Genomic DNA, 24,585 nt, shown 5'->3' on the forward strand with positions numbered 1-24,585 from the left:
CGTTACCCAGTTGTTGATTACTTGCCATGCCCTTTTTTAGCAACTGTTTCTGCATGTATCATGCGATTGATCGCCCACTGTTGCCAGATAGAAAGAATATTGTTCACCAGCCAGTACAACACCAGGCCAGCAGGGAAGAAGAAGAAGAACACACTGAACAACACCGGCATGATTTTCATGACCTTGGCCTGGATAGGATCCGTAGGGGGTGGATTCAAAGTGGTTTGAATGATCATGGTCGCGCCCATCAGGATAGGCAGGATGAAGTAAGGATCAGTCGCTGACAAATCCTGTATCCAGCCGAAGAAAGGTGCGTGCCGCAATTGCACTGAACCCAACAATACCCAGTACAGGGAAATAAACACCGGAATTTGCACCAAGATAGGCAGACAGCCACCCATGGGATTGATTTTCTCAGTGCGGTACATTTCCATCATGGCTTGTTGCAGCTTTTGTTTGTCATCGCCAAACTTGTCTTTCAACGCCTGCATACGTGGTGCCATTTCACGCAAATGGGCCATATTGCGGTAACCGGAGGCAGATAGCTTGAAGAAAGCAGCCTTGATCAACACTGTCAGAATAATAATAGCCACACCCCAGTTTTTAACCAGGTCATAGATATGGGTCAACAACCACATCAATGGCTTGGCAATAATGGTGAGGATACCGTAATCAACCACGTATTCCATGCCAGGCGCAGCTGCTTCCAGAGCATCCTGTTCCTGTGGGCCGGTGAATAATTTGGCATCGATAGTTTTAGTGCTGCCGGCAGCAATCTCACCAACCGGTAAGATAGTGCCGATTGAAAAATCACTTTCGCTGAGTTTAGTGGTATAGAACTTTTGTTCTGCTTTGGATTGAGGAATCCAGGCACTGACAAAATAGTGCTGAACCAGCCCGACCCAACCATCTTTGGCGCTGAGTGAGATATCTTTCTTCGCCATTTCATCGAATTTGACCTTGTTATATTTATCAGCCTCATTGAAATAGGCGCCACCGGTAAAGGTAGGCATCATTTTTGAGCCCTGGTTAGATTCTCTGTCATGGATGATCTGGTAATACACAGAAGGCGAAATCGCTTGTGCGCTGTTATTCTTAATTTCGTAACGGACGTCGATCTGGTATTGGCCACGATGGAAGATGTAAATCTTTTCTACTGCAATGCCGTTAGTTTCCGGCGCCGTTAAACGCACTTCGAGTGAATTTTCGCTCTCTTGCATGACATAGCTGGTACTGGCAGTAGTAAACATCTCGTAATGTGTAGGCAGGCCATCACCTTTCAGGCCGGTCTGCGCTACATAAAGCTTATCCTTGCTTTGATCGCTCATCAGCTCATATGGCCCGGAGTTGTCATCTGCTTTGTGTTCAAGCAAAGACAGCTGGCGCAAATCGCCACCGACGGTATCTATCACCGCTGAATAAAGATCGGTTTTTACCGAAATGCGTTCACCCTTTTTAAGGCTGAAGCCACCGTTTTCTAGTGGCTTATCAGCAGGTGCACCTTGTGGGGTGGCAGCAGTTTGCGTCGCAGGGGTCTCAGGTGCATGTTCTTTTTGCCAGGCATCCCATAGCAACATGATGGAGAAAGAAAAAATGACGAACAGAATTAAACGGCGAGTATCCATAAGGTTTCGTTTTTACAAGTCAAGGAAGAGGGTCCACACCACCGGGATGCCAGGGATGACAGCGGCCGATACGGGCCAATGCCAGTCGAGAACCTTTAATAGCGCCATAGCGCTCTAAAGCCTCAATCGCATAGTGTGAACAGGTTGGATGAAAACGGCATTGACGGCCCAGCCAGGGACTCAAGCCCCACTGGTAACACTTAATCAAAGTAATCAGTACTATTTTCATCGGATTTATCAGGAAACGACAGCTGTTTTTTTCAGCTTGCCCAGCAAAAGTGACAGATCACGTTGTACTGCAGGAAAATCAGCATGCTGAAATTTCTTGCGTACCTGAAGCACAACATCATAACCGCTTGCAGCAGGGGATGGTTGATTTCTTAACAGTTCCCGCAGTACACGCTTCATATAATTACGACTTACCGCCAGCTTGGCGATTTTTTTTGAGACCACCAGACCATAACGGTGCTGATCTTGCTGATTAGGTTTTATATTAACAAGCAACCACTCGCCATATAACCGTTTCCTGAAAGTAAAAACGGATGAAAATTCATCCGTTTTTCTAAGCTTGTACAATGTCATGGCTTTTGTAATGTCATGCATTGATTAAGCAATGCCACACCGGGAATTACAGACCCAGGCGTTTACGGCCTTTAGCGCGACGGGCAGCAATCACTGCACGACCACCTTTGGTTTTCATGCGTACCAGAAAGCCATGGGTACGGGCACGACGTGTTTTAGATGGTTGGTAGGTACGTTTCATTATTTAGCTCCTGTGCCAAGTAGGGAATAATCCCGGCAATTAAAATCTGTTCCGGCACCACTGGTTTCACAGCGGAAATTTGCCGATTTCAAAAACCCTTAATTAAACATGATTTCGGCTTGGTATGTCAATGATTTTTTTTATATTTTATTAGGTGCAGGCTGTGGATAACTCACCTCAAAACGTTTAGAATGTTCTCAATGAATCACACGGTTAAACAGGTTTGATTCTCACTTCTGCCACTCTTTCCTGGCAACTATTAAAGAATAAACGCAAACTTCTCACAGACTAACAAGCTGGAGTAAGCTTTTGCATACATTGAAAATTTTGGAGCAATGGAAAACTTTTGGGCGCATTGTCTGCTGAAGTTCGAACAGGAACTGTCTGCACAACAATACAATACCTGGATTAAACCCCTGCGAGCGCGCGTGAATGGTCAGGCCGTACAAATTGTTGCGCCTAACAAGTTTGTCATGCAGTGGGTAAAGAGCAAGTTCTTCAGCCGCATTGAAACCATTGCGCTGGAACTATCCAATTCTATGGTTGTTGAGCTGATTGTCGACAGCAGCATTCTGCAAACCGAACCGGGTTTAGCGAATGCACACTCTGGTATGCCTTCCATGGATACTGAGCTTGGCAACAGTGAAAAACCTGCTGCCAAGCTACTTCCAAGATCTCTTGAAAAAATCGCAGAAAAGAAACCTCTGCCTAGCCGTGTCCCGGTTAAAAATTTAAAAGCTGAAAAAAGCAGCGGGCTCAATAACAGTTTCCTCTTTGACAATTATGTCACCGGGCGCGCCAACCAACTGGCACGTGCGGCTGCCATCCAGGTTGCGGGTAATCCGGGCCAAGCCTACAACCCGCTATTTATTTATGGCGGCGTAGGGTTAGGTAAGACGCATTTACTGCAGGCGATTGGTAACGAGCTGAAAAAAGTGAAGCCAGACGCTAATATCCGCTACCTCCATGCTGAACGTTATGTGTCAGATGTGGTGAAAGCCTACGAAAATAAAGCGTTTGATGAGTTTAAACAGTTATACCATTCGCTGGATTTATTGCTGATCGATGATATTCAGTTTTTTGCCAAAAAGACCCGTACGCAAGAAGAATTTTTCTATGCATTCAATACATTGATCGAAGAAAAAAAACAGATTGTCATTACCTGTGATACTTATCCTAAAGAGATCGTCGATATGGATGAGCGTTTGCGCACACGCTTCAGCTGGGGCCTGACCGTCGCCGTTGAGCCACCGGAACTGGAAATGCGTGTCGCCATCCTGCGTAAAAAAGCCGAGACCCTGAAGATCAACCTGCATGAAGATGTCGCATTTTTTGTCGCCAAGCAAATCCGCTCCAGCGTACGTGAACTCGAAGGTGCCCTTAACCGTATTATTGCCATGGCTAACTTTACCGGTCATGCGATTGATGTACATTTAGCCAAAGATGCTTTACGCGACTTGATTGCCGTGCGTGGTCGCCAGATCACTATTGAAAACATACAAAAAACCGTCGCTGATTATTACAAGATAAAAGTCAGTGATATGTTCAGTAAAAAGCGTTCGCGCAATGTCGCTCGACCACGTCAGGTAGCGATGTCGTTAGCCAGGGAACTCACCAATCACAGTTTCCCTGAAATCGGGGAGGCCTTTGGCGGTCGTCACCATACCACCGTGATGCATGCCTGTGACGAAATCGAACAACATCGTTTAAATGACCAGACACTCGCGCGCGATATCGGTTTTTTAACGCAGGTGATTAGAGATTAGTGATCAGGGATTAAAGCAACAGATTGAAAACAAAAGCTGTGGATAAGATGCGAATGAACTGTGTTTAAATATTGCGTAAAGCCAGGATAAATTCAGTTTACAATACCAGGCACAAACGATGCAGGTTTAAACCGCAATTTATACACAAGCTAGCAGTGCAACAAGTGGTTGAATTTAAATAGATTTTTAAGTTACCCACAAATAATCGTATCATTACTATTATTCTTATCTTTTATATATTGAAATAAAGTTATTAATTAGGTCAGGCCATGCAAATCAAAATCAGCCGTGAAGTATTGCTTAAACCACTTAACAATGTCACCGGAATCGTAGAACGCAGACATACGTTACCAATTCTTTCCAATTTGTTGATCAACATCAAACAGCAGGAAATGCATCTGACGGCGACCGACCTGGAAATGCAGATTTCGCTGAAAGTGAATAGTGGTGTTGAGGGTGAGTTGAGTACCACCATCTCTGCCAAGAAATTACTCGATATCTGCCGTTCATTGCCTGACAGCACCACCATAGAAATGAATAACCAGGATAATCGCATTACTTTGAAAGCAGGTAAGAGCAGATTCAACCTGCAAACCCTGCCAGCAGCTGATTACCCATTAATGAGCAAAGCCAGCGGCCAGAACATCAGTTTCAGCCTGGCGCAATCAGAACTGAAACGGCTGTTGAAACAGGTCGAATTCGCCATGGCACAACAGGATATCCGTTATTACCTGAATGGCCTGTTGATGGAAGTGCAAGGTAACCAGTTGCACGTAGTGGGCACCGATGGCCACCGTTTAAGCTATACCAATACCACGCTGGATCAGGAATTTGAAAAAACTGAAGTGATTTTGCCGCGTAAAACTGTGTTGGAATTAACCAAATTACTGGATGAACAATCCGACTCGCCGGTGGTGATCGATCTACTCAATGGCCAGGTCAGTTTTGAATTTGGTGATATCCAGCTCATCAGTAAAGTGATCGACGGTAAATTCCCGGATTACAACCGTGTCATCCCGAATGGTCACCAGAATACATTTGAGGTGAATCGGCAGGCGATTTTGAGCGCATTGCAGCGTGCTTCGATTCTCTCTAATGAAAAGTATCGCAGTATCCGCATGGTAATTACCGATGGTCAACTCAAGCTGATCAGTACCAATACCGAGCAGGAAGAAGCCGAAGAAGAACTGGATATCGATTACAGCAAGGCACCCCTGGATATCGGCTTTAATGTGACTTACCTGATTGACGTGCTCAACAATCTGGGCGATGAAAACATCCAGTTTGCGTTTGCTGATGCCAATAGCAGTTGCCTGATCACCACCGCCAGCGATACCAACTATAAATACGTTGTGATGCCAATGCGCATATAATGCAGGGTTACCAATGAGTGGTCGCCGTGTTTCACGTGAAACACGGACGGTATTGGTTTCAATCGTCTTTTAATCAATTAAAGAAACTTTTGTTATGGCACAGCCACAAGAATATAACTCAGACAGTATCAAGATTTTAGAAGGTTTGGATGCAGTACGTAAGCGTCCAGGCATGTATATCGGTGACACGTCAGACGGTTCCGGCCTGCACCATATGGTGTTTGAAGTATTGGATAACGCGATTGACGAAGCATTGGCTGGTCATTGCGATGATATTAAAGTCATCATCCATCCGGACAACTCCATTAGTATTTCTGATAACGGCCGTGGTATTCCCACCGATATCAAGGATGATGACAAACATGAGCCTAAGCGTTCTGCCGCTGAAATTGTGATGACTGAGTTGCATGCTGGTGGTAAGTTTGACCAGAACTCATACAAAGTGTCAGGCGGCCTGCATGGTGTGGGTGTATCGGTAGTGAATGCCTTGTCAGACTGGTTGAGACTGAAAATCTACCGCAAAGGCAAAGTGCACCAGATGGAATTCCACCGCGGTGTGCCACAAGCACCTTTGGCTGTCACTGGCACCACCGATAAAAAAGGTACTGAAGTGCATTTCCTGGCTTCTGTTGATACTTTTGTGCTGGTTGAATACCACTTCGAAATATTGGCTAAACGTATCCGAGAATTATCTTTCCTGAACAACGGCGTGAAAATCGAATTGATCGATCAGCGCACTGGCAAGTCAGAAAATTTTGAGTTCAGTGGTGGTATCAAAGGGTTTGTGGAATACATGAACCGCAGTAAAACTGTCCTGCACCCGAAAGTGTTTTACGCGATCAGCGAAAAAGACAATATGACGGTAGAAGTCGCGATGCAGTGGAATGACAGCTACTCTGAAACGGTGCAATGCTTCACCAACAATATTCCGCAACGCGACGGTGGTACCCATTTAACCGGTTTGCGTACTGCCATGACGCGGACCTTGAATCAATATATCGAGCAAAACGAATTCGCTAAAAAAGCCAAAGTGGAAACCACTGGCGATGACATGCGTGAAGGTATTACTTGCGTATTGTCAGTCAAGGTGCCTGATCCTAAATTCTCATCCCAGACCAAAGACAAACTGGTTTCTAGTGAAGTACAGCCGGTAGTGTCTGAGATCGTGTCAGCCAGACTGGCAGAATTTTTAGCTGAAAATCCGGTGGATGCCAAAATCGTTTGTGGAAAAATCGTTGAAGCAGCCCGTGCACGTGAAGCAGCGCGTAAGGCGCGTGAAATCACCCGTCGCAAAGGCGTGATGGATACCATGGGTTTGCCAGGTAAACTGGCCGACTGCCAAGAAAAGGATCCTGCCCTGTGCGAAATCTACCTGGTCGAGGGTGACTCTGCCGGTGGTTCGGCCAAACAAGGCCGTGACCGTAAAAACCAGGCCATCCTGCCGTTAAAAGGTAAAATCCTTAACGTAGAAAAAGCCCGTTTTGACAAACTGCTGGGCTCACAGGAAATTGCGACACTGATTACCGCTTTGGGTACCAGCATCGGCAAAGCGGATTTTAATGTCGAAAAATTGCGCTATCACCGCATCATCATCATGACTGATGCTGACGTCGATGGTGCCCACATCCGTACTTTGCTTTTGACCTTCTTCTACCGCCAGATGCCTGAGCTTGTAGAACGCGGACATATCTACATTGCGCAACCACCACTTTATAAAGTCAAACAGGGCCGTGAAGAGCGTTACCTGAAAGATGAGCACGAACTGGATGAGTACCTGCTGAATTCAGCACTCAAAGGTGCCGAGTTACTGACTCGTGAAGGCGGCGACAGTTTGAAAGATGACGCACTGAACAGCATCGCCAAACAAATGGTGCTGACAGAAGCCGTGATCCGTCGTATTGCCAACCTGTACGATGAAAGTGTGTTGCGCGCCATTCAAGACTTGGGTGAGCTGGACTTGAGCACTGAAGCCACTGCTAATGACGCGGCCAGTAAACTGCGCCCTATCCTCGGAGCCATTGGTTCTGAAGTGATCGTAGCGCAAGATACCGAAACCAGCGCTTACCGCCTGGAAGTGAATAAATTCGTGCACGGTAACCTGCAGAGTTGTGTGATTGATGCCGAATTCGTCGGCAGTGGTGATTACCGTCAAATCAATCGTACCTCGCAACTGGTGAATAACCTGCTGGGTGAAGGTGCGTTAATCAAACGTGGCGATAAAGAGCAACGCGTCAGTACCTTCAAACAGGCGCTGGACTGGTTATTAGGGGAAGCCAGACATAACCTGAACATCCAGCGCTATAAAGGGCTGGGTGAGATGAATCCGGAGCAACTGTGGGAAACCACCATGGACCCAACTGTGCGTCGTTTACTCAAAGTGCAAATCGACGATGCGATCAGTGCCGATGAAATCTTTACTACACTCATGGGCGATAACGTGGAACCACGCCGGGCATTTATTGAAAGCAATGCGCTGAGTGTGAGCTCACTGGATGTTTAATAGCATCTAACGGCGGATCAAATTAAAGATCCGGCCACATTGCAATAAGTTGAAGGCTCCGTATGGAGCCTTTTCTTTTTGGGAGTGTAAGTAGTCCTCATCCTGATAACGAATAGTGAACGCTTCTTTTAGATTTTGTATAGGGTTTAAACCCGCGACACGACTACTGATGGCAGGAACTAACAGCTTGCAAAAAACATAATTCTAATCGGCAGAACCCAGAACCAAGGGGCTATTGCCGGGTCATATCTCTGTTCTATTTCATTCAAGAAAACCCAATCAAAAAGACCTCCATGGAGCTTAAGCAAAAACTCGAAATACTGGCTGACGCCGCTAAATATGATGCCTCGTGTGCCTCCAGCGGCACCGACAAGCGCACTTCGACTGGCGGTAAAGGCATAGGCTCCACAACAGGCATGGGCATTTGTCATAGCTACGCGCCTGATGGGCGCTGTATCTCGCTGCTGAAAATTTTGCTCACTAATTTCTGTGTGTATGACTGCGTTTATTGTGTGAATCGCGTCAGCAGTAATGTGCCGCGTGCACGGTTCAGTGTAGAGGAGGTGGTCAACCTCACCTTAAGCTTTTACCGTCGTAACTACATCGAAGGACTTTTTCTCAGCTCGGGCATTATCCGTAACCCGGATTACACCATGGAGCAGGTGGTCGAAGTGGCGCGGGTGTTGCGTGAGGAGCATGATTTCCGCGGCTATATCCATCTCAAAACCATACCTGATGCCAGTCCTGAATTGATGGCGCGCGCCGGTCTCTATGCTGACCGCCTCAGCATCAATGTCGAACTACCGACCATTGCCAGCTTGCACAATCTTGCGCCGGAGAAAGATGGGCAAGCCATCCGCCGCTCCATGGGCCATTTGCGGCTCAAGATAGATGAAAGCAAAGATAAAACACTTACCGGCAAAAAACCACCGCGTTTCGCACCTGGCGGCCAGAGTACGCAAATGATTGTCGGTGCAGATACGACAGACGACCGCGCTATCCTCGATACCAGCGCCAACCTGTATGGTGCGTTCCGCTTGCGCCGTGTCTACTACTCAGCGTTCAGCCCGATACCGGATGCCAGCAAGGTGTTGCCGTTGAAAGCGCCACCGCTGGTGCGCGAACACCGGCTATACCAGGCCGACTGGTTGTTACGCTTTTACGGTTTTAACGCTGAAGAGATCGTGACCGGCCAGGATGGCATGCTCGATCTCGACGTCGACCCTAAAACAGCCTGGGCGCTCCAGCATCGCGAGCAGTTTCCGGTCGACCTCAACCGCGCGCCCAAGGCTATGTTATTGCGCGTGCCTGGGCTGGGCGTGACCAATGTTGCGCGCATTGTCACTGCACGCAGGGTGCGGCCCATCCGCTATGACGACCTGGCGCGTTTGCGCGTGTCGCTGAAAAAGGTGCTGCCGTTCGTACTCCTGCCTGATTATCATCCTGGCCGCAGCCTGGATGACAACAACTTGAAACAGCGCTTGCAGCAGTCAATAGCCCCTCAACAGTTCGGCCTGTTCGAGCCGTTCTAGCTTGTTGTGCTATCTTTACTTGCAGCCTGAAAGTATTCGAAATGCCCCATGCAGGTAGTCCGGCTCGCTAATGAAACCGATTTTGAAGGCTGGCGCAAAGCTGCGCGGGCATTGCTTGCTCAAGCCATCGCGCCTGAAAATATCGAATGGCTTGTGGGTGAAGAAAGCGGTGGTTTATTCGATAGCCCTGAGTTTAAGCCGGTTGGACAGCAAAATCAGCTATTCGATCACTCGCCATCAACCTCATTCCGCTCCAGCCAATCACCCTCCAACGAATTAGAGAATAGCCAATTTAAGGTCCCTCGCGACTTTATTGAGCTTTGCCGCAAAGCCATCTTGCACAGCGACCCGACCCGTTTTGGCTTGTTGTACCGCCTGCTGTGGAGATTAAAAAAGGAGCAGAAACTGCTACACATCTCATTCGACCCGGATGTAGCGCGTATTCAGTTTATGATTAAAGCGGTACGCCGTGATCTGCATAAGATGAAGGCCTTTGTGCGATTCCGCGAAATAGAGATTGAGGGCAGAGAATCCGAATTCGTGGCCTGGTTTGAGCCTAGCCATCATATCGTTGAAGCGTCTGCCCCATTCTTCACCGGGCGTTTTACCAATATGCGCTGGTCGATACTCACCCCCGACATCTGTATGCATTGGGATGGCTCAGCGTTAAGTTATAGCCCGGGTGCTAGCAAAGCGGATGCACCGGCTGATGATGCCGGTGAGGATTTATGGCGTTCGTATTACCGCAGCATCTTCAACCCGGCACGGCTCAAGATATCAGCCATGCAGTCGCAAATGCCGAAGAAATACTGGCGCAATCTGCCGGAGGCACCACTGATCGCCGAGTTGATCGTGAATGCCTCACAGCGGATGGACAGCATGATCGAGGCCCCGCCGACCGAACCGCAGCGCAAAGTGGTCAAATATGTGGTAAACAGGCAAAACATCTTGCCGCCTGCAGACGAACCGGAGGCATTAGCCGCGCTACGCAGATTGAATGCGGCGATGCTGCTATCAGAGTTTCCGCTGGCGGTGCATGCGACGCAGGCAGTGTTGGGCAGAGGTGCCGTGCCAGCTTCAATCATGCTGCTGGGTGAGCAGCCAGGCGAGCAGGAAGACCTGGCGGGGCAACCTTTTAAAGGCCCGGCCGGGCAACTATTAAACCAGGCCTTGCAGCAAGCCGGTATAGCGCGTTCAAACACTTATGTCACCAACACACTCAAGCACTACAAGTTTAAGTTGCAGGGCACACGACGGGTACGCATGTTGCCTGGCATCGGTGATATCAAAATGTATTTGCCATGGTTACAAGGTGAAGTCGCCATTGTGCAGCCGCGCATCATCATCGCCCTGGGAACGGTTGCTGCCCATGCAATCACAGGTGAGGCGCTGGAAATGGAAGCTAATCGCGGCAATCTGTTTCCGCTACCGGATGGGCGGCAAGTGCTGGTGACTTACCACCCTTCATTTATCCTGCGCGTAAAGGATGAAGCGTTAAAACAGCAATATTATAAAAAGTTAGTGAATGACCTTGTATCCGCGTCGACCATCGTAAATGCACCATAGTGTCTTTAGTCATGAGGGCAATCGTGATCCTGGGCTTCATGATCCATGACGCAGGGCACAATCTGGCGTTATGAAACTACTAACATATACAAAAGGCATGTCCAGAATAATCAGGGCCCAGCACAATCAGGCAGCTTTGGCCCCACGATAACTATAAAATGGAGTCAGTTCGCTACTCAGAAGCTTGCATGCCTCGTCATAATCCACTCTGGATAGCAGTATGCGATCGCCTTCGTCAGGCACAAATAGATAAGACTTATTCACCATATCAGAAATAAGCTCGCCTGCTAACACGCCATTGATGTACACATAATCCAGGCTAGATTGCGTGTCTGATTTTTTGAATTCTATTTTCATGAGTAGGCTCGCTGACGGATTGGGCATAAAAAGCGGCTCCCGCAGAAGCCACCACACGTTTGTACATAGCGAGATCAGGACTTCATTCCGCAATGCTCACTATATGAACATTAACGGCAATAAATGGAAAAATTTATAGGGCAAATGCCGCTAAATTTGTAGGAATATCCTTACGTCTCTGGATTAGGGCCTTCCAGCTCCAGTAAAGTTTTCAAATCCTGGCGACCTTGTTCCATCAAACTGGAGATTGCTTTGCGGTCATGGCGTATTTTAAGCGTGGCTTCCAGTTGATCCAAGTCATGCTTCTCAAATTGCCTGACGATTTTTTCAGCAGTGCTGACGCTTTCACCAATCGCCAGCAATGACTGCCTGGCAGCTTCCAGTGAAGAATAAAAGGTTTCCCTGATCGGGTTTAACTCCAGCTCCCGCAAATCAAAAGCGTCGGTACGGCTTCTGGCCCTGGCGACAATAGCAACGGCAGGCCAACGTTCTTTGACCAGTTTCGCCATCTCCAGCGCAGCCGCAGAATCATTGACGGCGATGACCAATAACTTCGCTTCGGCGATGCCTGCTTCCTCCAGCAGATCCAGCCTTGAAGCATCACCGTAATAACAGCGCCAACCGAAATCACGCATCAAATCGACCTGGTTAGGGTCGTTATCGATCAACGTCGGCGTAACGCCTTTGGCGACCAGCACGCGGCCCACGATCTGGCCAAAACGGCCAAACCCGGCAATGATGACGCTGTTATTTTCCGGGATGGCATCTTTAGGTCGTTCGCTGCATTGCAGGCTAAGGAAGCGATCATATAGTAACAACAGGATAGGGGTAGTCAGCATAGACACGGCGACAATCGCATTGAGGATATTGTAGGTTTCGCGTGAAATGGAGTTTTGCGCCAAGGCCAGGCCAAAAATAACAAATGCAAATTCTCCGATTTGCGAGATGGAAAAACCGAATAATAATTTGTCACGCAACGGGTATTTAAACACCCAGCCCAGCCCCATCAGCACCCCTATTTTGATCGCGACTATCAATAAAGCGAAACCGAAGATCAGTAAGGGCTGCTCGGTGACCAGCGATAGATCAACCGTCATGCCTACTGCGATAAAGAACAGGCCTAACAACAGGCCTTTCACGGGCTCGATATCTAACCTGAGCTCATAGCGATATTCAGAGTCGGCCAGCAATACCCCTGCGAGAAAGGTGCCTAGAGCCATCGATAGACCCACCGACTCCATGGCCAGTGAAATACCGATCACCAACAGTAGCGAAAAAGCGACAAAAATCTCCCTGACCCCGGTCTGGGCGATAGCACGCATGATGGGGCGCAATACAGTCCGGCTCGCCAGCACGATGGCGACAATCACGGCAATCGCCTTAGTCACCGCCAGCAGGTCAAAACTGGAGGCAGCGCGGTCAGGCGCCAGAAATGCCAGCAGCATAAATAAGGGGATCACGGATAGATCCTGGAACAGCAAGGTGGCAAAAGCCGCTTGGCCGCCAGAGGTATGCAACTGTTTCTTTTCAATCAGTGCGGTGAGCCCAATCGCGGTAGAGGACATGGCTACGCCCATGCCCATAATGAGTGACTCGCTCCAGGTAAACCCCAGTGTGTGCGCAATCACTGTCACCAGCCCGATGGTCAGTGACACTTGCATGCCGCCCAGCCCGAATAACAGCTTGCGCAATTCCCATACCTTTTGCGATTCAAGTTCCAGGCCGATCAGGAACAGCATCAACACCACGCCAAACTCAGCGAAGTGCAGCACGTGTTCTGGGTCTGCAATCAGTTTCAAGGCATACGGGCCAATCAGGATGCCGGCAATTAAATAACCCAGCACCGAGCCCAGTCCCAGCCTTTTAAAGATGGGGACCAGAATGATGGCGGCAGATAAATAGATCGCTGCCTGAACAAGAAAATGGGATGAATCCATGGATGGGCCTTAATGATGATTTCTATTCGTCGCGATACAGACACAGAAGGTAGCGCCAGCGTAGGTTTAAATTAATGTTCAAGCGAAATTATCGCACAAGCCTTGATCAGGGCTAGCCATTCTTATCCTTGTATCGCTTAAACATACACACGGATTTTCCACAAAAAATGACTTCCGGATTTTTATCGGCTTGTGGTAAACAAATCTTTTCCGGCCAAATGCTGGCTTAGGCTAGCCATCCCATGTTATCTACGGTATCTTTGACGGGTTAAGAAGAGATATTTTCAAGCAGGAATAGCAATGACAGAACAGCAACAAGTAGACCAAATCGGTTTCCGCAGGATACTCATCCGCAATATCACATTGCCGTTAGCGCTGGGCGTACTGAGCGCAATCATTTTTGTCGTCCTTATTTACAACCTGCTTTCAGCTTTGAACTGGGTGGAACACACACAGAAAGTCATCGGCAAGATCAATGAAACGGCCAAGCTTTCCACCGACATGGAATCAGGCATGCGCGGTTATCTTTTGAGTGGTGACCAAAACTTTCTTACGCCTTACCAGGTAGCACGGCCGTTGGTGCAATCCGAACTGGACAGCCTGGTGAAACTGGTTGGGGATAATGACTTTCAGATAAACCGCCTGCGCAAGCTCAAAAGCCAGGTTACCGAATGGGATAAATATGCGCAATCGATGATACAGATGCGCGAGAAAGGAGAGGATTATCTATCGGTCGTGCGTTCCCAGCGTGGCAAGGTGCAGTTTGATGAAATAAGAAAAGACCTGAACCTGACGCTGGAAACCGAGCAGCGCCTGTTGAAGGAAAGAAACGACCGGGCGATCAGCACTACCTACGTCAGTGTGATCGCTTTCCTGGCTATCAGCCTGCTGGTCAGCGGGTTGCTGGCGTTGATGGGCCGCAAAGACCTGATGGGGCTCTCCAAAAATTATAGCGAGATATTGAACAAACAGTCCGAGCATGCTGAATACCTGCAAGAGCAGGGTCGCATGCGGCAAGGGCAGGCTGAGATCGTGCAGAGCGGACTCGGCCAGCTGGCATTGCCGGAACTGGGCAAGACCGCGTTGACGATCTTGTCCAAATATGTCCCGATGAAGGTGGGTGCTCTTTACGAATATAAAGAGGATGGCACACTTGGCCTGTTCGCTACCTATGGATTCAAAGACAATACCGAGCAGCCGGCCGAGCATTTGCACAAACATGAAGGCCTGGTCGGGCAGGTAGCGTTGACCGGCGAGATCATGCAGTTGAATAATCTGCCAGAAACCTACCTCAGCATCCATTCCGCACTGGGTTCGGCCCCCGCCAACGGCATCGCCATCATCCCGCTGAAAAGCGATGGTCACGTGAATTCGGTCATGGAGCTGGGCTTCCTGGAACCTGTTCCGGAAAAGCATATGGCCCTGCTGGAGTTTATTGCCAATAATTTGGGCTCGGCGATTGAGGCCACGATTGCCAAACAGCGGCTGCAACGTGCCTATGCCGAAGTGCAGCAATTGAATGAAGAACTACAGGTTCAGCAGGAAGAACTCAAAACCGCGAATGAAGAGCTGGAAGAGCAATCGACTATCCTCGAAGAATCGCATTCCATGCTCGAAAACCAGAAAGCCGAGCTGGAACAGACCAATGAGCAACTGGCGCATCAGGCAACATTGATCGATCAGAGAAATGAATCACTGATGGCTGCCCAGAAAGAGCTTGAGAAAAAAGCCGAAGAATTACAGTCTTCCAGCCAGTATAAATCCGAGTTCCTGGCCAATATGTCGCACGAGCTGCGCACGCCGCTGAACAGCGCGCTCATCCTTTCAAAACTGCTGGCCGATAACGCGCACGGTAACCTCAGCGAAGAGCAGGTGACGTTTGCAGAAACCATTTATGCCTCGGGTAATGATCTGCTCAACCTGATCAACGATATCCTGGATATCTCCAAGGTAGAGGCAGGCAAGCTGGAGCTCAACCTGCTGCCGGTCACTTTGCAAAGTGTGGCAGACGCGATGAAAATAAGTTTTGAGCCTGTCGCCAAAGAAAAGGAACTGCAATTCCAGGTATCGGTCAGCCAGGATGCGCCTCTCAGCATGACCACCGATAAATTCAGGTTGGAGCAGATACTTAAAAACCTGCTTTCCAACGCCTTTAAATTTACTGCAAATGGCGAAGTAGCGCTGTCGATTGCAGCGCATGGCAATGGCCAGGTTTCCTTCACGGTGCGTGATACCGGCATTGGCATTGCCAAAGACCAGCAGCAAAATATCTTTGAGGCATTCCATCAGGCAGATGGCTCGATCAGCCGTAAATATGGCGGCACCGGCCTGGGCTTATCCATCTCGCGTGACCTGGCCAGGTTACTCGGCGGCGAACTGACGCTGGAAAGTACACCCGGCAGCGGCAGTGCATTCACCTTGACCTGTCCTTTGGAAGTCAGTGCAACAGAAGTCAAACCGGCACGCGTCACTGAGGCAAAACCAGCGGCAGCGCCCATAGCAATAGCGCCTAAACCGGCTGAACCTGAGGCCATGGCCTTGCCTGCGTTCCCCGATGACCGCGACAATATCCAGCATGCCAACCGCATTGCACTGGTGATCGAAGATGATAAAGATTTTGCCAGGATCCTGTATGACATCGCGCATGAAATGCAATACAGCTGTCTGGTCGCAAATAACGCTTCCCAGGGCTTGTGGCTGGCAAAAACACATAAGCCGCAGGCGATTTTGCTGGATATCCGCCTGCCGGATGCTTCCGGTCTGACAGTATTACAACAGTTGAAAGAAGACCCGGAAACGCGGCACATTCCAGTGCATGCAGTGTCGGCGACAGAACAACAGGATGCTGCATTGCAACTCGGCGCGATTGGCTTTGCGTTAAAACCGAAATCCCGTGCCGAGTTAAAAGAAGTATTTTTAAAGCTGGAAGAAAAATATACCCAACAGATCAAACGCGTGCTGCTGGTTGAAGATGATGCAAGGCAGCGTGAAAGCGTCATCCAGTTACTGACCGACGAGGATATCGAAATCGTGGCGGTTGAGCTGGGTGAAGAAGCCCTGCAACAACTGCAAAAACAAGTGTTTGATTGCATGATCATTGACTTGAAGCTGCCGGACATGAAGGGCAACCAGCTGCTACAGCGCATGTCTACCGAGAAGATCCTTTCGTTCCCGCCGGTCATCGTGTACACCGGCCGCAACCTGACGCGCGAAGAGGAAATGGAGTTGCTCAAATATTCCAACTCCATCATCATCAAAGGCGCCAGGTCGCCTGAACGCCTGCTTGATGAAGTGACCTTGTTCCTGCACAAGGTAGAATCACAACTGTCGGCTGAACATCAATCCATGCTCAAGACCATCAGGAACCGGGACCGGGTATTTGAAGGCAGAAAAATCCTGGTGGTGGATGATGATGTGCGAAACATATTTGCGCTGACCAAAGTCCTTGAACACAAGGGCCTGCATGTGGATATCGCCCGCAACGGGCTGGAAGCGATTGAAAAATTGCAGCAGCTGGAAGATATCGACCTCGTGCTGATGGATATCATGATGCCGGAAATGGATGGCTACGAAGCCATGCGCGAGATCAGGAAAAAGCCTGAATTTGCGCGACTGCCTATTATCGCGTTGACTGCAAAAGCGATGAAGGATGATCAGGAGCTGTGCATGAAAGCGGGTGCCAGTGATTACCTGGCCAAGCCGCTGGATATCGACCGGCTGCAATCCCTGTTACGCATCTGGATACCAAACCTGGAGCGCTTGTAAGCATGCAGTTGCCGGACGCAGACATTGAGATCAAGCTGTTGATAGAGGCGATTTACCTCAAGTACAACTATGATTTCAGGAACTACTCCAAAGCCTCGCAGAAAAGAAGGATAGAGCAGGGCATGGGTGCTTTGCGCTGCGAGTCTATCTCACACCTGCAATCCCGGGTCATGCATGACCCGGCGGTATTTATGCAGCTGCTGCAATACCTTACTATTCCCGTCAGCGAGATGTTCAGGGACCCTTCGTATTTCCTGTCAGTACGTGAACAGGTGGTGCCGGTATTAAAAACCTACCCTTCTCTCAAGCTGTGGGTGGCCGGATGCAGCACCGGTGAAGAGGCTTATTCAATGGCGATTTTATTGCAGGAAGAAGGCTTGCTGGAGCGCAGTATCATCTACGCCACCGACATCAATCCTGTTTCCCTGGAAAAAGCAAAAAAAGGCGTATTCGCGCTGGATAAAATGCCGCTGTACACCAAAAACTACCGGGCAGCGGGCGGCAAGTTCACCTTGGATAAATACTATACCGGCGCTTATGGCGGCGCCCTGTTTGATAAGTCCCTGGCAGAGAAAATCACTTTTTCAGATCACAGCCTGGCTACTGATTCTGTGTTTTCGGAAACACACTTTATTTCATGCCGTAATGTGGTGATTTACTTTAACAAGGCATTACAGAGCCGGGCTTATGGCCTGTTTCACGAGTCGCTATGCAGGCGTGGTTTCCTCGGCCTGGGACACAAAGAAAGCCTGGACTTCTCATCCTGTTCACATCAATTTGAAGCGATCGTGAAAAAGGATAAATTGTTCAGGAAGCTGTAAATGGAAAGTGACGGCAAGGCAGAGAAGCGGCTGCAAGCGATTAAAGCCGTGGTGGTGGGTGCTTCTGCCGGTGGCATAGAAGCCATGATGCAATTATTTTGCCCGCTGCCGCCGGATTATCCGGTGCCCATCATTTGTGTCATCCACCTGCCGGATCACCACGAAAGCAACCTGGCGGAAGTTTTCCAGCAGTGGACACGCATCAAAGTGCAGGATGCCGAAGATAAAGCCACCATCATGAATGGCAGGCTGTATTTTGCACCGGCCGGCTATCATTTACTGGTGGAAGAAGACGGCACTTTTTCACTGAGCTGTGAAGGGCCGGTGAATTATTCCAGGCCCTCGATAGATTTGCTGATGCAAACCGCGGCGCTGGCTTATGGCCCTGGCCTGCTCGGAATATTATTAACCGGGGCGAATATGGATGGGGCTCTGGGTATGAAAACAATTAAGCAGCATGGTGGCTTTACAGTGGTGCAGGCACCGCTGGAAGCAAAATCGGGTACTATGCCGAGCGAAGCCATCAAATTACAAACACCGGACCTGATCGCAGGCTTATCCGGTATCAAACAGAGATTGCTGCAACTTGGGGAGGGGCATGCGGGACAGTAACGAAAAGATCAAGCTATTGATCGTGGATGACTTGCCCGAAAACCTGAGGGCACTGGATGCCGTCCTGCGTGCGCCCGACCGGGTCATTATGCAGGCCAGCAGTGGTGTCGATGCGCTGGAACTGCTGTTGACGCACGATTTTGCACTGGCGATGGTCGATGTTGAAATGCCTGAAATGGATGGCTTCCAACTGGCTGAGCTGATGCGCGGCACCGAAAAAACAAAGCATGTGCCTATCGTGTTTGTCACCGCCGCCGGCATGGAGCTGAATTATGCTTTTAAAGGCTATGGCGCCGGTGCGGTGGATGTATTGTACAAACCATTAGACATCAATGCGGTCCAAAGTAAGGCCAATGTGTTTGTCGAGCTGTTCCGTCATCGGGTAGCCTTTGAACATCAGGTGAAGGCACTGGAAGAAAGCAGACGCGAACAGGAGTTTCTGTTGCGCCAGTTAAGGTCTACCCAACAGGAACTGCAACATTCGCTGAACATGCGCGAAGAATTCATGTCATTGGTGGCACATGAAATGCGGACACCGCTGAATACGCTGTTCCTGGACGTGCAGGTCAGGCTGGCGCAGTTGGCCAAGAATAACCTTTCGGCATTTACGCCTGATAACCTGCACAAAATGCTGGCGCGTGGAGAGCGGCAATTAAAAAGTATCATCCGGCTGATTGAAGACATGATGGATGTCTCACGCATCAAAAAAATGGCAAACTTTCCATCCAGCCTGGCGATGCGAATCTATCCTTACTGATCAGGCAAATTGCCGAAGACCTGACGCCGCTGGCAAAAGAAGCCAGTATAGAATTCACACTGGAAGTGGAAGCAGAAGTCATTGGTTTTTGGGATGCGTTCCGCATTGAGCAGATCATTATTAACCTGATGACGAATGCGATCAGATATGGCAAGGGCAAGCCTGTGCATGTCAGTTTAAAACGCGAAGGCGAGTCAGCCATCATACAGGTGACTGACCACGGGATCGGTATCTCCGAGCATGAGCAAAAGAATATATTCGAGGCTTTTGAACGGGCCTCTGGTAACGAGGTGAGAGCCGGGTTAGGCCTGGGACTGTATATCTCGCGTAAATTAGCTGAAGCACACGGTGGACAAATCACAGTGAACAGCCAGAAAGCGTTGGGCAGTACTTTTACACTCAGTTTGCCCTTGAGTTGCGTTACGAATATCATCAATCAAAGTTAATTAATAGAAACCAATGCATGCACATTCTGATTGTTGAAGATGATCTCGATACGCGGGAAATATTAAGCGAGCTGCTGCAAATGCAAGGGCATGTCATCGTCACTGCCAGCGAGGCACAGCATGCGCTGGATATCCTGCGGCAGCCATCCGCCATTGACCTCTTGATCACAGACGTCAGCCTGCCCGGCATGTCGGGCATAGAGCTGGCCAAAATGTCGAAAGCGATCCAGCCGTCCATTGGTATCATGGTCTGTTCCGGCTATGGCGAGCAGCACTGTGAAGCGTTGCCGTTTCCGGTAGAGTGGAGCCAGAAACCGCTCGAGATGGATGCTTTCCTGGCGGCCATTGAGCGCTTTTCCGGGACCAGGCAATGAGCATAGTGGCCGACACTGTATTATTCGATCAGTTAAGAAACGAAGTGATCAACCGCGTGATGCCAGGCCTGCGCCATAAGATGCTCGGTAAATTACAGCCGATCACGTTGCTATCGCATGTGCTGAGCAGAAAAGTACATGCCGGTAGTGCAGATGCGGCATATGTGCAGACGCAGGTCGATGAAATCAAACTGAATGCCAAAATCTTAACCAACGCCACCCAGAATTTGTTCACCTGGATTGCCCAGGAAAGCCCGTTTCAATTGCCTGCCGATGAACTGGTCAGTGAGTGCCTGGAATTGCTGAAAATGGAGTGCTACACCAACAATCTGATTATCACCAATCATGTGTCGACCCGGCAGATGCTGCCGGCACAGGAAGCAAGGGTATTGCTATGCGCAGGTATCATCCTGATGATTGATAAGCAAGGCACAGAGAAAAAATTGCAGATCAGGGCGGAGAGTGACAGCATCCAGTTCAGCTGGAACAAGGCGTGTGCCGGCACAGATACGAGTAATACAGGCCTGTTGAGCAATTGGGATTGGGCAACCAATATCTCTGAACAATGCGAGATCGTACATAGTGATGTCGATGCTCAATTCAACTTTAAAACGGCGCTTTCTGAAAAGGAAGACGCCAGATAAATGATAGAAGCACAGCCATCGCCCGAGCCAAGTCGTGAAGAAATCGATGCCCTGATTGGGGCAGTGGTACTGGAGTTCGGTACCAGCTGGTGTGGTCACTGCCAAACCGCCCAACCAACTATCACCTCCGGCATCCGCCAGTTCCCGCAGGTGCAGCATCTCAAAATCGAAGATGGCAAAGGGCGCAGGCTGGGCAGGTCATTCAAGGTTAAATTATGGCCGACCTTGATCTTTATCAAAGACGGCATTGAGCAAGAACGCCTGGTCAGGCAAATCAATGCAGGTGAGTTAAACACTGCCCTGCAGTTGATTTCCACACCATAAGGCGGATCCCCCATAATTCTCTGTGAGAGTTCGCAGTATGCCTTTACCCTGCGGCTAGCTTTTGCCAGATTTATCTGACAATAAAATCAGATTTTCGCCAGTTTTTATCCTACAAGTTTCAACCTACACTGACGCCATTCTTAAGCAGTGCATTTCTTGGTAAAAACTAATTACAGGTTGAAAAAATATGCGTACCCCGATCGAATTTGCAGAACAGATTTTTGAAGTATTGAGTTTCTCGATTAATCAAGCATGCAACGAGCAAGATTGGTTTCACGTCAGACGGGATGCGCTAGCCTACGGTTTCAAGCAAACAGATGTATCCACTCACTCTGCCTACGGCCAACGATTTGACCTGCTGATTGAGCCTGGCCTCTACCTGTGCCTGGACTACCGCTCATTTGATCCATCAGGCCCTTTCCAAAGCTTGCCGGTCACTAACAAGTTCGAGCTCACTTTCTCTACAGAAAATGGAAAGCTCAAATCGCACCAGAACAGCTTTGATGAGCCAGTGGCTGCCAATGACAAATCCATCTGGCATGAGCTTTCATTTGCATGACTTGATAATCAGAGCAGTATGGTCCTATAAAAAATAACGATTCATTGGCCTGGCAGACCTGTCAGGCCTTTGCTGCAAGCAGCTACCAGAGATCAACCGGCCAGGAGAATACTGTATGTATCGCCCGAAAAACAACAACCTATGGTCTGCACTTCTGGTCGTTTACAGCGCACTGTATGCCGCAGCCGTGATCGGTGCCGAGCCGGCACAACTGTTTGAGCCTATCCGCTCTGTCCTGCAACATCCGCGTTGCCAGAATTGCCATATTCCCGGTGACCAGCCCTTGCAATATGACCAGGGCAAACCGCATGCGATGCTGGTACAGCGCGGGATGGATGGCAAAGGCATGCCAGCGATGGAATGCAGCTCCTGCCACCAGCAGAAAAACTCTCCCGCCGTGATGGGTATGCATGCGCCACCGGGTGCGCCTCACTGGCAATTGCCGTCACCGGAAAACAAAATGGTATTTATCGGCCTCTCACCCAAAGACCTGTGTATGGTGTTGAAAGACCCGGCCCGCAATGGTGGTAAAGACGGCCAGAAACTGATTACTCACTTTGCTGATGACAAGCTGGTGGCCTGGGGCTGGAACCCGGGTGGCAACCGCACTGTGCCGCCACTCACCAAAGAGCAAACGGTCGCTGCAGTGAAACAATGGGTGAATGCAGGCATGCCTTGCCCGGCTTGATCTGAGCTTATCAAGCCGTCAATTTTAAAAATCCGTACTTCTTAAATCAGCCAGGCGTGCGGGATTGCCAGGCCCATAAATGTGCTGCCAGCAAAGCGCGCCACGGGCTGAAAGGTTTCAGCCATTGCTCGGCCTCTTTATCGCTCAACTGCGCCAATGCCATCAATCCCCTGATCGCGCGCCGTACCGCGGCATCACCATGCAAAGAACCATCCAGCCAGCCATAGCCCCTGAGTAATGCATAACTGATGGTCCACGGCCCAATGCCTTTGATGGTAGCCAGGCTAGTGGCGATCAGCTCGGGCGATGCCTGGTTGTGCAGCCAGTCATCCAGTGGCAATGCCCCTGTTAACATAAGCTCGCTGACTTTCAAAAGTGTATTGGCCTTGCTTTGCGAAAGGCCCGCCAGCCGCAACGACGCTACGGATAATTGTGCCACCTGTGCTGGTGAAGGGTAGCAATAAAACCCCGATGAATGCCTGATATTTGCCTGCTGGATAAATTTACGCCGCATGGCAATCGCCGCACTTAAACTCACCTGCTGGCCGATGATCGCCCACGTCAGCGCTTCAAACGGACTGACGCTTACCGGTACGCGCAACCCGCTTTGCTCGGCAAGCATCCTGCCCAGCAATGGGTGATCTGCATAAGCCTGTTCAAAGCCTGCAATGGCTTGCGTAAGCCCAAGTATGTGTTGCACCAGATGAAGTGTTTCTTCCGCGCTTACGTCCAGCAGCGGGTCATCCAGCGCCAGTTGATACTTCACTGCATTCAAATCAAACACTAGCGTTAACAGGGCAGGGCGATCTTTCCACACAATCGCTTTTTCCAGCGTGCTGCCGGTGACTTTTTCCGATACCGCCAGCTGATCGCGCCCATGAAAAGTCAGGAAATCCTGCGGCCGGAATCCCTTGGGTAAAAGCAAGCGCTGTAAAGGCAAACTGTGTAAAGGCAAAGTTGTTGATGACATAGCGTTGAGGCAGTAAATTTGACTAAGAGAATACACTTACCATGAAACACAAACGCGGATGCCTTGTCTGACCAATAAGTAAGCTTTTTGTTTAGATATTTGAGGGAGAACCCTATGCAAGACAATAATAATCAATCCAACAACCACGCACACCCACCTGAAACGCCAGTCCTGGACGAAACCTCACTGTTACCACCCAAAACCCATAAGAAAAATGACAAGCAGCCACCCGGCTCACACTCGGCTGAAATCGCAGCAGAAGTAGAAGAGGGTCAATTATCGCCAGGAGAGCTGAGTAGCGAGAATGACATTTAACAATGTCAGCTTTGTTGGCTAGCTTTTATCCAGCAATACTTGCCGGATCAATTGCGTCAAGTTGTTAAAACAAGGGTGCAGCGGTGAAGTCAGTGGATGGGTACTATCTCCCAACCGGCGCACCTGCACCGGCACGCCTGCCAGTAACAATTTCGCCGCATACGCTTCCGCTTCGTCCCGCAGTGGGTGAGATTCAGTTGTCATAATGGTTGCAGGCGCCAGCCCACCCAGGCGGCATGAGTGCAACGGTGACGCGTAAGGGTGGGTGCAATCACTGGCGGTGGGAATATATTCCGCCCAGGCACGCCGGCATGGGCTATCGGCCGCATTGCCCATCGATTTCGAAGTCTGTAGCGCATCCAGCATCGGGTTGATCAATATCTGGCCAGCTAAAGTTGTCTGCTTGTTAAAGTGCATCGCACGGTCGCGAAACAGCATGGCAATGACCGCTGCCAGGTTGCCACCGGCATGCTCACCGGCCACAAATATCCGCTTGCTGTCTGCGCCAATCTGCCTGGCATTGTCAACTACCCATTGGAGTGCGGCGAAAGCGACTTCAATGGTGGCGGGGAATCTCACTTCAGGGGCTAAGGGATAATCCACACACACCACAATCGCCTGGTTTTCCTGGTTTGCCTGATCGGTGAGCGCCTGATCGGTGAGCGCAGTCGCCAGCGGTTGCGCATCTTCAATATTGCCCGCATTAAATAACCCGCCGTGAAAAAACATCACCACCGGTGATCTGGTTTGACCGGGTCTTTTACCTGGCATGCCGAAACCCTGCAACGTCACCGGTTGGTTGGTTGCAGGTGTTTGAAAAGTGGTGGTCCACATCAATGCTTTATTCGACAAAGTCTGAAGCCTCGATTCTTTCTAAATCAATGTTTAACT

General features: G+C 49.6%; 24 protein-coding genes. 16 read left to right on the top strand and 8 right to left on the bottom strand.

The window, feature by feature from the left end:
• Window positions 1-17: 17 nt before the first annotated feature.
• Genes yidC through rpmH form a run of 4 tightly spaced genes read right to left on the bottom strand, consistent with a single transcriptional unit; the run spans window position 18 to window position 2,388 of the window.
• Window positions 18-1,625, bottom strand: a complete 1,608-nt coding sequence (gene yidC / locus VK958_RS06895) for a membrane protein insertase YidC (RefSeq protein WP_325240110.1) — start codon at window positions 1,623-1,625, stop codon at window positions 18-20.
• A 19-nt stretch (window positions 1,626-1,644) separates the two neighbouring features.
• Window positions 1,645-1,854, bottom strand: a complete 210-nt coding sequence (gene yidD / locus VK958_RS06900) for a membrane protein insertion efficiency factor YidD (protein ID WP_325240112.1) — start codon at window positions 1,852-1,854, stop codon at window positions 1,645-1,647.
• 8 nt (window positions 1,855-1,862) lie between these two features.
• Window positions 1,863-2,228, bottom strand: a complete 366-nt coding sequence (gene rnpA / locus VK958_RS06905) for a ribonuclease P protein component (RefSeq protein ID WP_325240114.1) — start codon at window positions 2,226-2,228, stop codon at window positions 1,863-1,865.
• Between the two features lie 25 nt (window positions 2,229-2,253).
• Window positions 2,254-2,388 (bottom strand): 50S ribosomal protein L34, encoded by a 135-nt coding sequence (gene rpmH / locus VK958_RS06910; RefSeq protein WP_018987191.1) that lies wholly within the window; start codon window positions 2,386-2,388, stop codon window positions 2,254-2,256.
• Window positions 2,389-2,723: 335 nt separating this feature from the next.
• Here rpmH and dnaA point away from each other — a divergent pair, with 335 nt between their 5' ends.
• From dnaA to VK958_RS06935, 5 genes are all read left to right on the top strand, one after another.
• Complete coding sequence (gene dnaA / locus VK958_RS06915) at window positions 2,724-4,154, top strand: chromosomal replication initiator protein DnaA (protein WP_325240121.1); 1,431 nt, start codon at window positions 2,724-2,726, stop codon at window positions 4,152-4,154.
• 269 nt (window positions 4,155-4,423) lie between these two features.
• A complete protein-coding gene (dnaN, locus tag VK958_RS06920; protein WP_325240123.1) occupies window positions 4,424-5,527 on the top strand; it encodes a DNA polymerase III subunit beta in 1,104 nt (367 codons plus the stop codon).
• A gap of 94 nt (window positions 5,528-5,621) precedes the next feature.
• Window positions 5,622-8,027 (top strand): DNA topoisomerase (ATP-hydrolyzing) subunit B, encoded by a 2,406-nt coding sequence (gene gyrB / locus VK958_RS06925; protein WP_325240125.1) that lies wholly within the window; start codon window positions 5,622-5,624, stop codon window positions 8,025-8,027.
• A gap of 293 nt (window positions 8,028-8,320) precedes the next feature.
• Complete coding sequence (locus VK958_RS06930; protein ID WP_325240127.1) at window positions 8,321-9,559, top strand: putative DNA modification/repair radical SAM protein; 1,239 nt, start codon at window positions 8,321-8,323, stop codon at window positions 9,557-9,559.
• 48 nt (window positions 9,560-9,607) lie between these two features.
• Complete coding sequence (locus VK958_RS06935; protein WP_325240129.1) at window positions 9,608-11,125, top strand: UdgX family uracil-DNA binding protein; 1,518 nt, start codon at window positions 9,608-9,610, stop codon at window positions 11,123-11,125.
• 126 nt (window positions 11,126-11,251) lie between these two features.
• Here the strand turns inward: VK958_RS06935 and VK958_RS06940 are convergent, their stop codons facing one another.
• Window positions 11,252-11,482 (bottom strand): hypothetical protein, encoded by a 231-nt coding sequence (locus VK958_RS06940; RefSeq protein WP_325240131.1) that lies wholly within the window; start codon window positions 11,480-11,482, stop codon window positions 11,252-11,254.
• 170 nt (window positions 11,483-11,652) lie between these two features.
• Window positions 11,653-13,419, bottom strand: a complete 1,767-nt coding sequence (locus tag VK958_RS06945) for a monovalent cation:proton antiporter-2 (CPA2) family protein (protein WP_325240133.1) — start codon at window positions 13,417-13,419, stop codon at window positions 11,653-11,655.
• Between the two features lie 300 nt (window positions 13,420-13,719).
• Here VK958_RS06945 and VK958_RS06950 point away from each other — a divergent pair, with 300 nt between their 5' ends.
• The 10 genes from VK958_RS06950 to VK958_RS06995 all read left to right on the top strand — a co-directional run bounded on the left by VK958_RS06950 (window position 13,720) and on the right by VK958_RS06995 (window position 22,409).
• Window positions 13,720-17,184 carry a response regulator gene (locus VK958_RS06950; protein WP_325240135.1) on the top strand — a complete coding sequence of 1,155 codons (3,465 nt, stop codon included), beginning with the start codon at window positions 13,720-13,722 and terminating at the stop codon, window positions 17,182-17,184.
• A 2-nt stretch (window positions 17,185-17,186) separates the two neighbouring features.
• On the top strand, window positions 17,187-18,005 hold the full coding sequence (locus VK958_RS06955; protein WP_325240137.1) for a CheR family methyltransferase: 819 nt from the start codon (window positions 17,187-17,189) through the stop codon (window positions 18,003-18,005).
• A complete protein-coding gene (locus VK958_RS06960; protein WP_325240139.1) occupies window positions 18,006-18,617 on the top strand; it encodes a chemotaxis protein CheB in 612 nt (203 codons plus the stop codon). It abuts the gene before it with no gap.
• Window positions 18,604-19,374: an ATP-binding response regulator gene (locus VK958_RS06965; protein ID WP_325240141.1), complete on the top strand. Its 771-nt coding sequence runs from the start codon at window positions 18,604-18,606 to the stop codon at window positions 19,372-19,374. The genes VK958_RS06960 and VK958_RS06965 overlap by 14 nt, the downstream gene beginning before the upstream one ends.
• A gap of 65 nt (window positions 19,375-19,439) precedes the next feature.
• Window positions 19,440-19,820: a sensor histidine kinase gene (locus VK958_RS06970; RefSeq protein WP_325240143.1), complete on the top strand. Its 381-nt coding sequence runs from the start codon at window positions 19,440-19,442 to the stop codon at window positions 19,818-19,820.
• 17 nt (window positions 19,821-19,837) lie between these two features.
• Window positions 19,838-20,194 (top strand): response regulator, encoded by a 357-nt coding sequence (locus tag VK958_RS06975; protein ID WP_325240145.1) that lies wholly within the window; start codon window positions 19,838-19,840, stop codon window positions 20,192-20,194.
• Window positions 20,191-20,838, top strand: coding sequence for a hypothetical protein (locus VK958_RS06980; protein WP_325240146.1), 648 nt, complete (start codon window positions 20,191-20,193; stop codon window positions 20,836-20,838). Before VK958_RS06975 ends, VK958_RS06980 begins: the two co-directional genes overlap by 4 nt.
• On the top strand, window positions 20,839-21,162 hold the full coding sequence (locus VK958_RS06985) for a thioredoxin family protein (protein WP_325240148.1): 324 nt from the start codon (window positions 20,839-20,841) through the stop codon (window positions 21,160-21,162).
• Between the two features lie 187 nt (window positions 21,163-21,349).
• Window positions 21,350-21,721, top strand: a complete 372-nt coding sequence (locus tag VK958_RS06990; RefSeq protein ID WP_325240150.1) for a hypothetical protein — start codon at window positions 21,350-21,352, stop codon at window positions 21,719-21,721.
• A 115-nt stretch (window positions 21,722-21,836) separates the two neighbouring features.
• On the top strand, window positions 21,837-22,409 hold the full coding sequence (locus tag VK958_RS06995; protein ID WP_325240152.1) for a hypothetical protein: 573 nt from the start codon (window positions 21,837-21,839) through the stop codon (window positions 22,407-22,409).
• Window positions 22,410-22,455: 46 nt separating this feature from the next.
• Here the strand turns inward: VK958_RS06995 and VK958_RS07000 are convergent, their stop codons facing one another.
• Complete coding sequence (locus tag VK958_RS07000) at window positions 22,456-23,379, bottom strand: DNA-3-methyladenine glycosylase family protein (protein WP_325240154.1); 924 nt, start codon at window positions 23,377-23,379, stop codon at window positions 22,456-22,458.
• A 114-nt stretch (window positions 23,380-23,493) separates the two neighbouring features.
• On the opposite strand from VK958_RS07000, the gene VK958_RS07005 reads away from it, so the two are divergent.
• Window positions 23,494-23,694, top strand: a complete 201-nt coding sequence (locus VK958_RS07005; protein ID WP_325240156.1) for a hypothetical protein — start codon at window positions 23,494-23,496, stop codon at window positions 23,692-23,694.
• 18 nt (window positions 23,695-23,712) lie between these two features.
• On the opposite strand, the gene VK958_RS07010 is transcribed toward VK958_RS07005, so the two are convergent.
• A complete protein-coding gene (locus VK958_RS07010; protein ID WP_325240158.1) occupies window positions 23,713-24,546 on the bottom strand; it encodes an alpha/beta hydrolase in 834 nt (277 codons plus the stop codon).
• Between the last annotated feature and the right edge of the window lie 39 nt (window positions 24,547-24,585).

The organism is Methylophilus sp. (genome assembly GCF_035460085.1).
In the GTDB taxonomy this organism is placed as follows: domain Bacteria; phylum Pseudomonadota; class Gammaproteobacteria; order Burkholderiales; family Methylophilaceae; genus Methylophilus.

Excerpts from the sequence above, each read along its gene's own strand:
- dnaA (WP_325240121.1), top strand. The coding sequence starts at position 2,724 with ATGGAAAACTTTTGGGCGCATTGTCTGCTGAAGTTCGAACAGGAACTG.
- VK958_RS06935 (WP_325240129.1), top strand. The coding sequence starts at position 9,608 with ATGCAGGTAGTCCGGCTCGCTAATGAAACCGATTTTGAAGGCTGGCGC.
- VK958_RS06980 (WP_325240146.1), top strand. The coding sequence starts at position 20,191 with ATGAGCATAGTGGCCGACACTGTATTATTCGATCAGTTAAGAAACGAA.
- VK958_RS06985 (WP_325240148.1), top strand. The coding sequence starts at position 20,839 with ATGATAGAAGCACAGCCATCGCCCGAGCCAAGTCGTGAAGAAATCGAT.
- yidD (WP_325240112.1), bottom strand. The coding sequence starts at position 1,854 with ATGAAAATAGTACTGATTACTTTGATTAAGTGTTACCAGTGGGGCTTG.
- VK958_RS07005 (WP_325240156.1), top strand. The coding sequence starts at position 23,494 with ATGCAAGACAATAATAATCAATCCAACAACCACGCACACCCACCTGAA.
- VK958_RS06965 (WP_325240141.1), top strand. The coding sequence starts at position 18,604 with ATGCGGGACAGTAACGAAAAGATCAAGCTATTGATCGTGGATGACTTG.
- VK958_RS06995 (WP_325240152.1), top strand. The coding sequence starts at position 21,837 with ATGTATCGCCCGAAAAACAACAACCTATGGTCTGCACTTCTGGTCGTT.
- VK958_RS06975 (WP_325240145.1), top strand. The coding sequence starts at position 19,838 with ATGCACATTCTGATTGTTGAAGATGATCTCGATACGCGGGAAATATTA.
- VK958_RS06945 (WP_325240133.1), bottom strand. The coding sequence starts at position 13,419 with ATGGATTCATCCCATTTTCTTGTTCAGGCAGCGATCTATTTATCTGCC.
- VK958_RS06950 (WP_325240135.1), top strand. The coding sequence starts at position 13,720 with ATGACAGAACAGCAACAAGTAGACCAAATCGGTTTCCGCAGGATACTC.
- VK958_RS07000 (WP_325240154.1), bottom strand. The coding sequence starts at position 23,379 with ATGTCATCAACAACTTTGCCTTTACACAGTTTGCCTTTACAGCGCTTG.
- VK958_RS06960 (WP_325240139.1), top strand. The coding sequence starts at position 18,006 with ATGGAAAGTGACGGCAAGGCAGAGAAGCGGCTGCAAGCGATTAAAGCC.
- gyrB (WP_325240125.1), top strand. The coding sequence starts at position 5,622 with ATGGCACAGCCACAAGAATATAACTCAGACAGTATCAAGATTTTAGAA.
- VK958_RS06930 (WP_325240127.1), top strand. The coding sequence starts at position 8,321 with ATGGAGCTTAAGCAAAAACTCGAAATACTGGCTGACGCCGCTAAATAT.
- dnaN (WP_325240123.1), top strand. The coding sequence starts at position 4,424 with ATGCAAATCAAAATCAGCCGTGAAGTATTGCTTAAACCACTTAACAAT.
- yidC (WP_325240110.1), bottom strand. The coding sequence starts at position 1,625 with ATGGATACTCGCCGTTTAATTCTGTTCGTCATTTTTTCTTTCTCCATC.
- rpmH (WP_018987191.1), bottom strand. The coding sequence starts at position 2,388 with ATGAAACGTACCTACCAACCATCTAAAACACGTCGTGCCCGTACCCAT.
- VK958_RS06990 (WP_325240150.1), top strand. The coding sequence starts at position 21,350 with ATGCGTACCCCGATCGAATTTGCAGAACAGATTTTTGAAGTATTGAGT.
- VK958_RS06940 (WP_325240131.1), bottom strand. The coding sequence starts at position 11,482 with ATGAAAATAGAATTCAAAAAATCAGACACGCAATCTAGCCTGGATTAT.
- rnpA (WP_325240114.1), bottom strand. The coding sequence starts at position 2,228 with ATGCATGACATTACAAAAGCCATGACATTGTACAAGCTTAGAAAAACG.
- VK958_RS06955 (WP_325240137.1), top strand. The coding sequence starts at position 17,187 with ATGCAGTTGCCGGACGCAGACATTGAGATCAAGCTGTTGATAGAGGCG.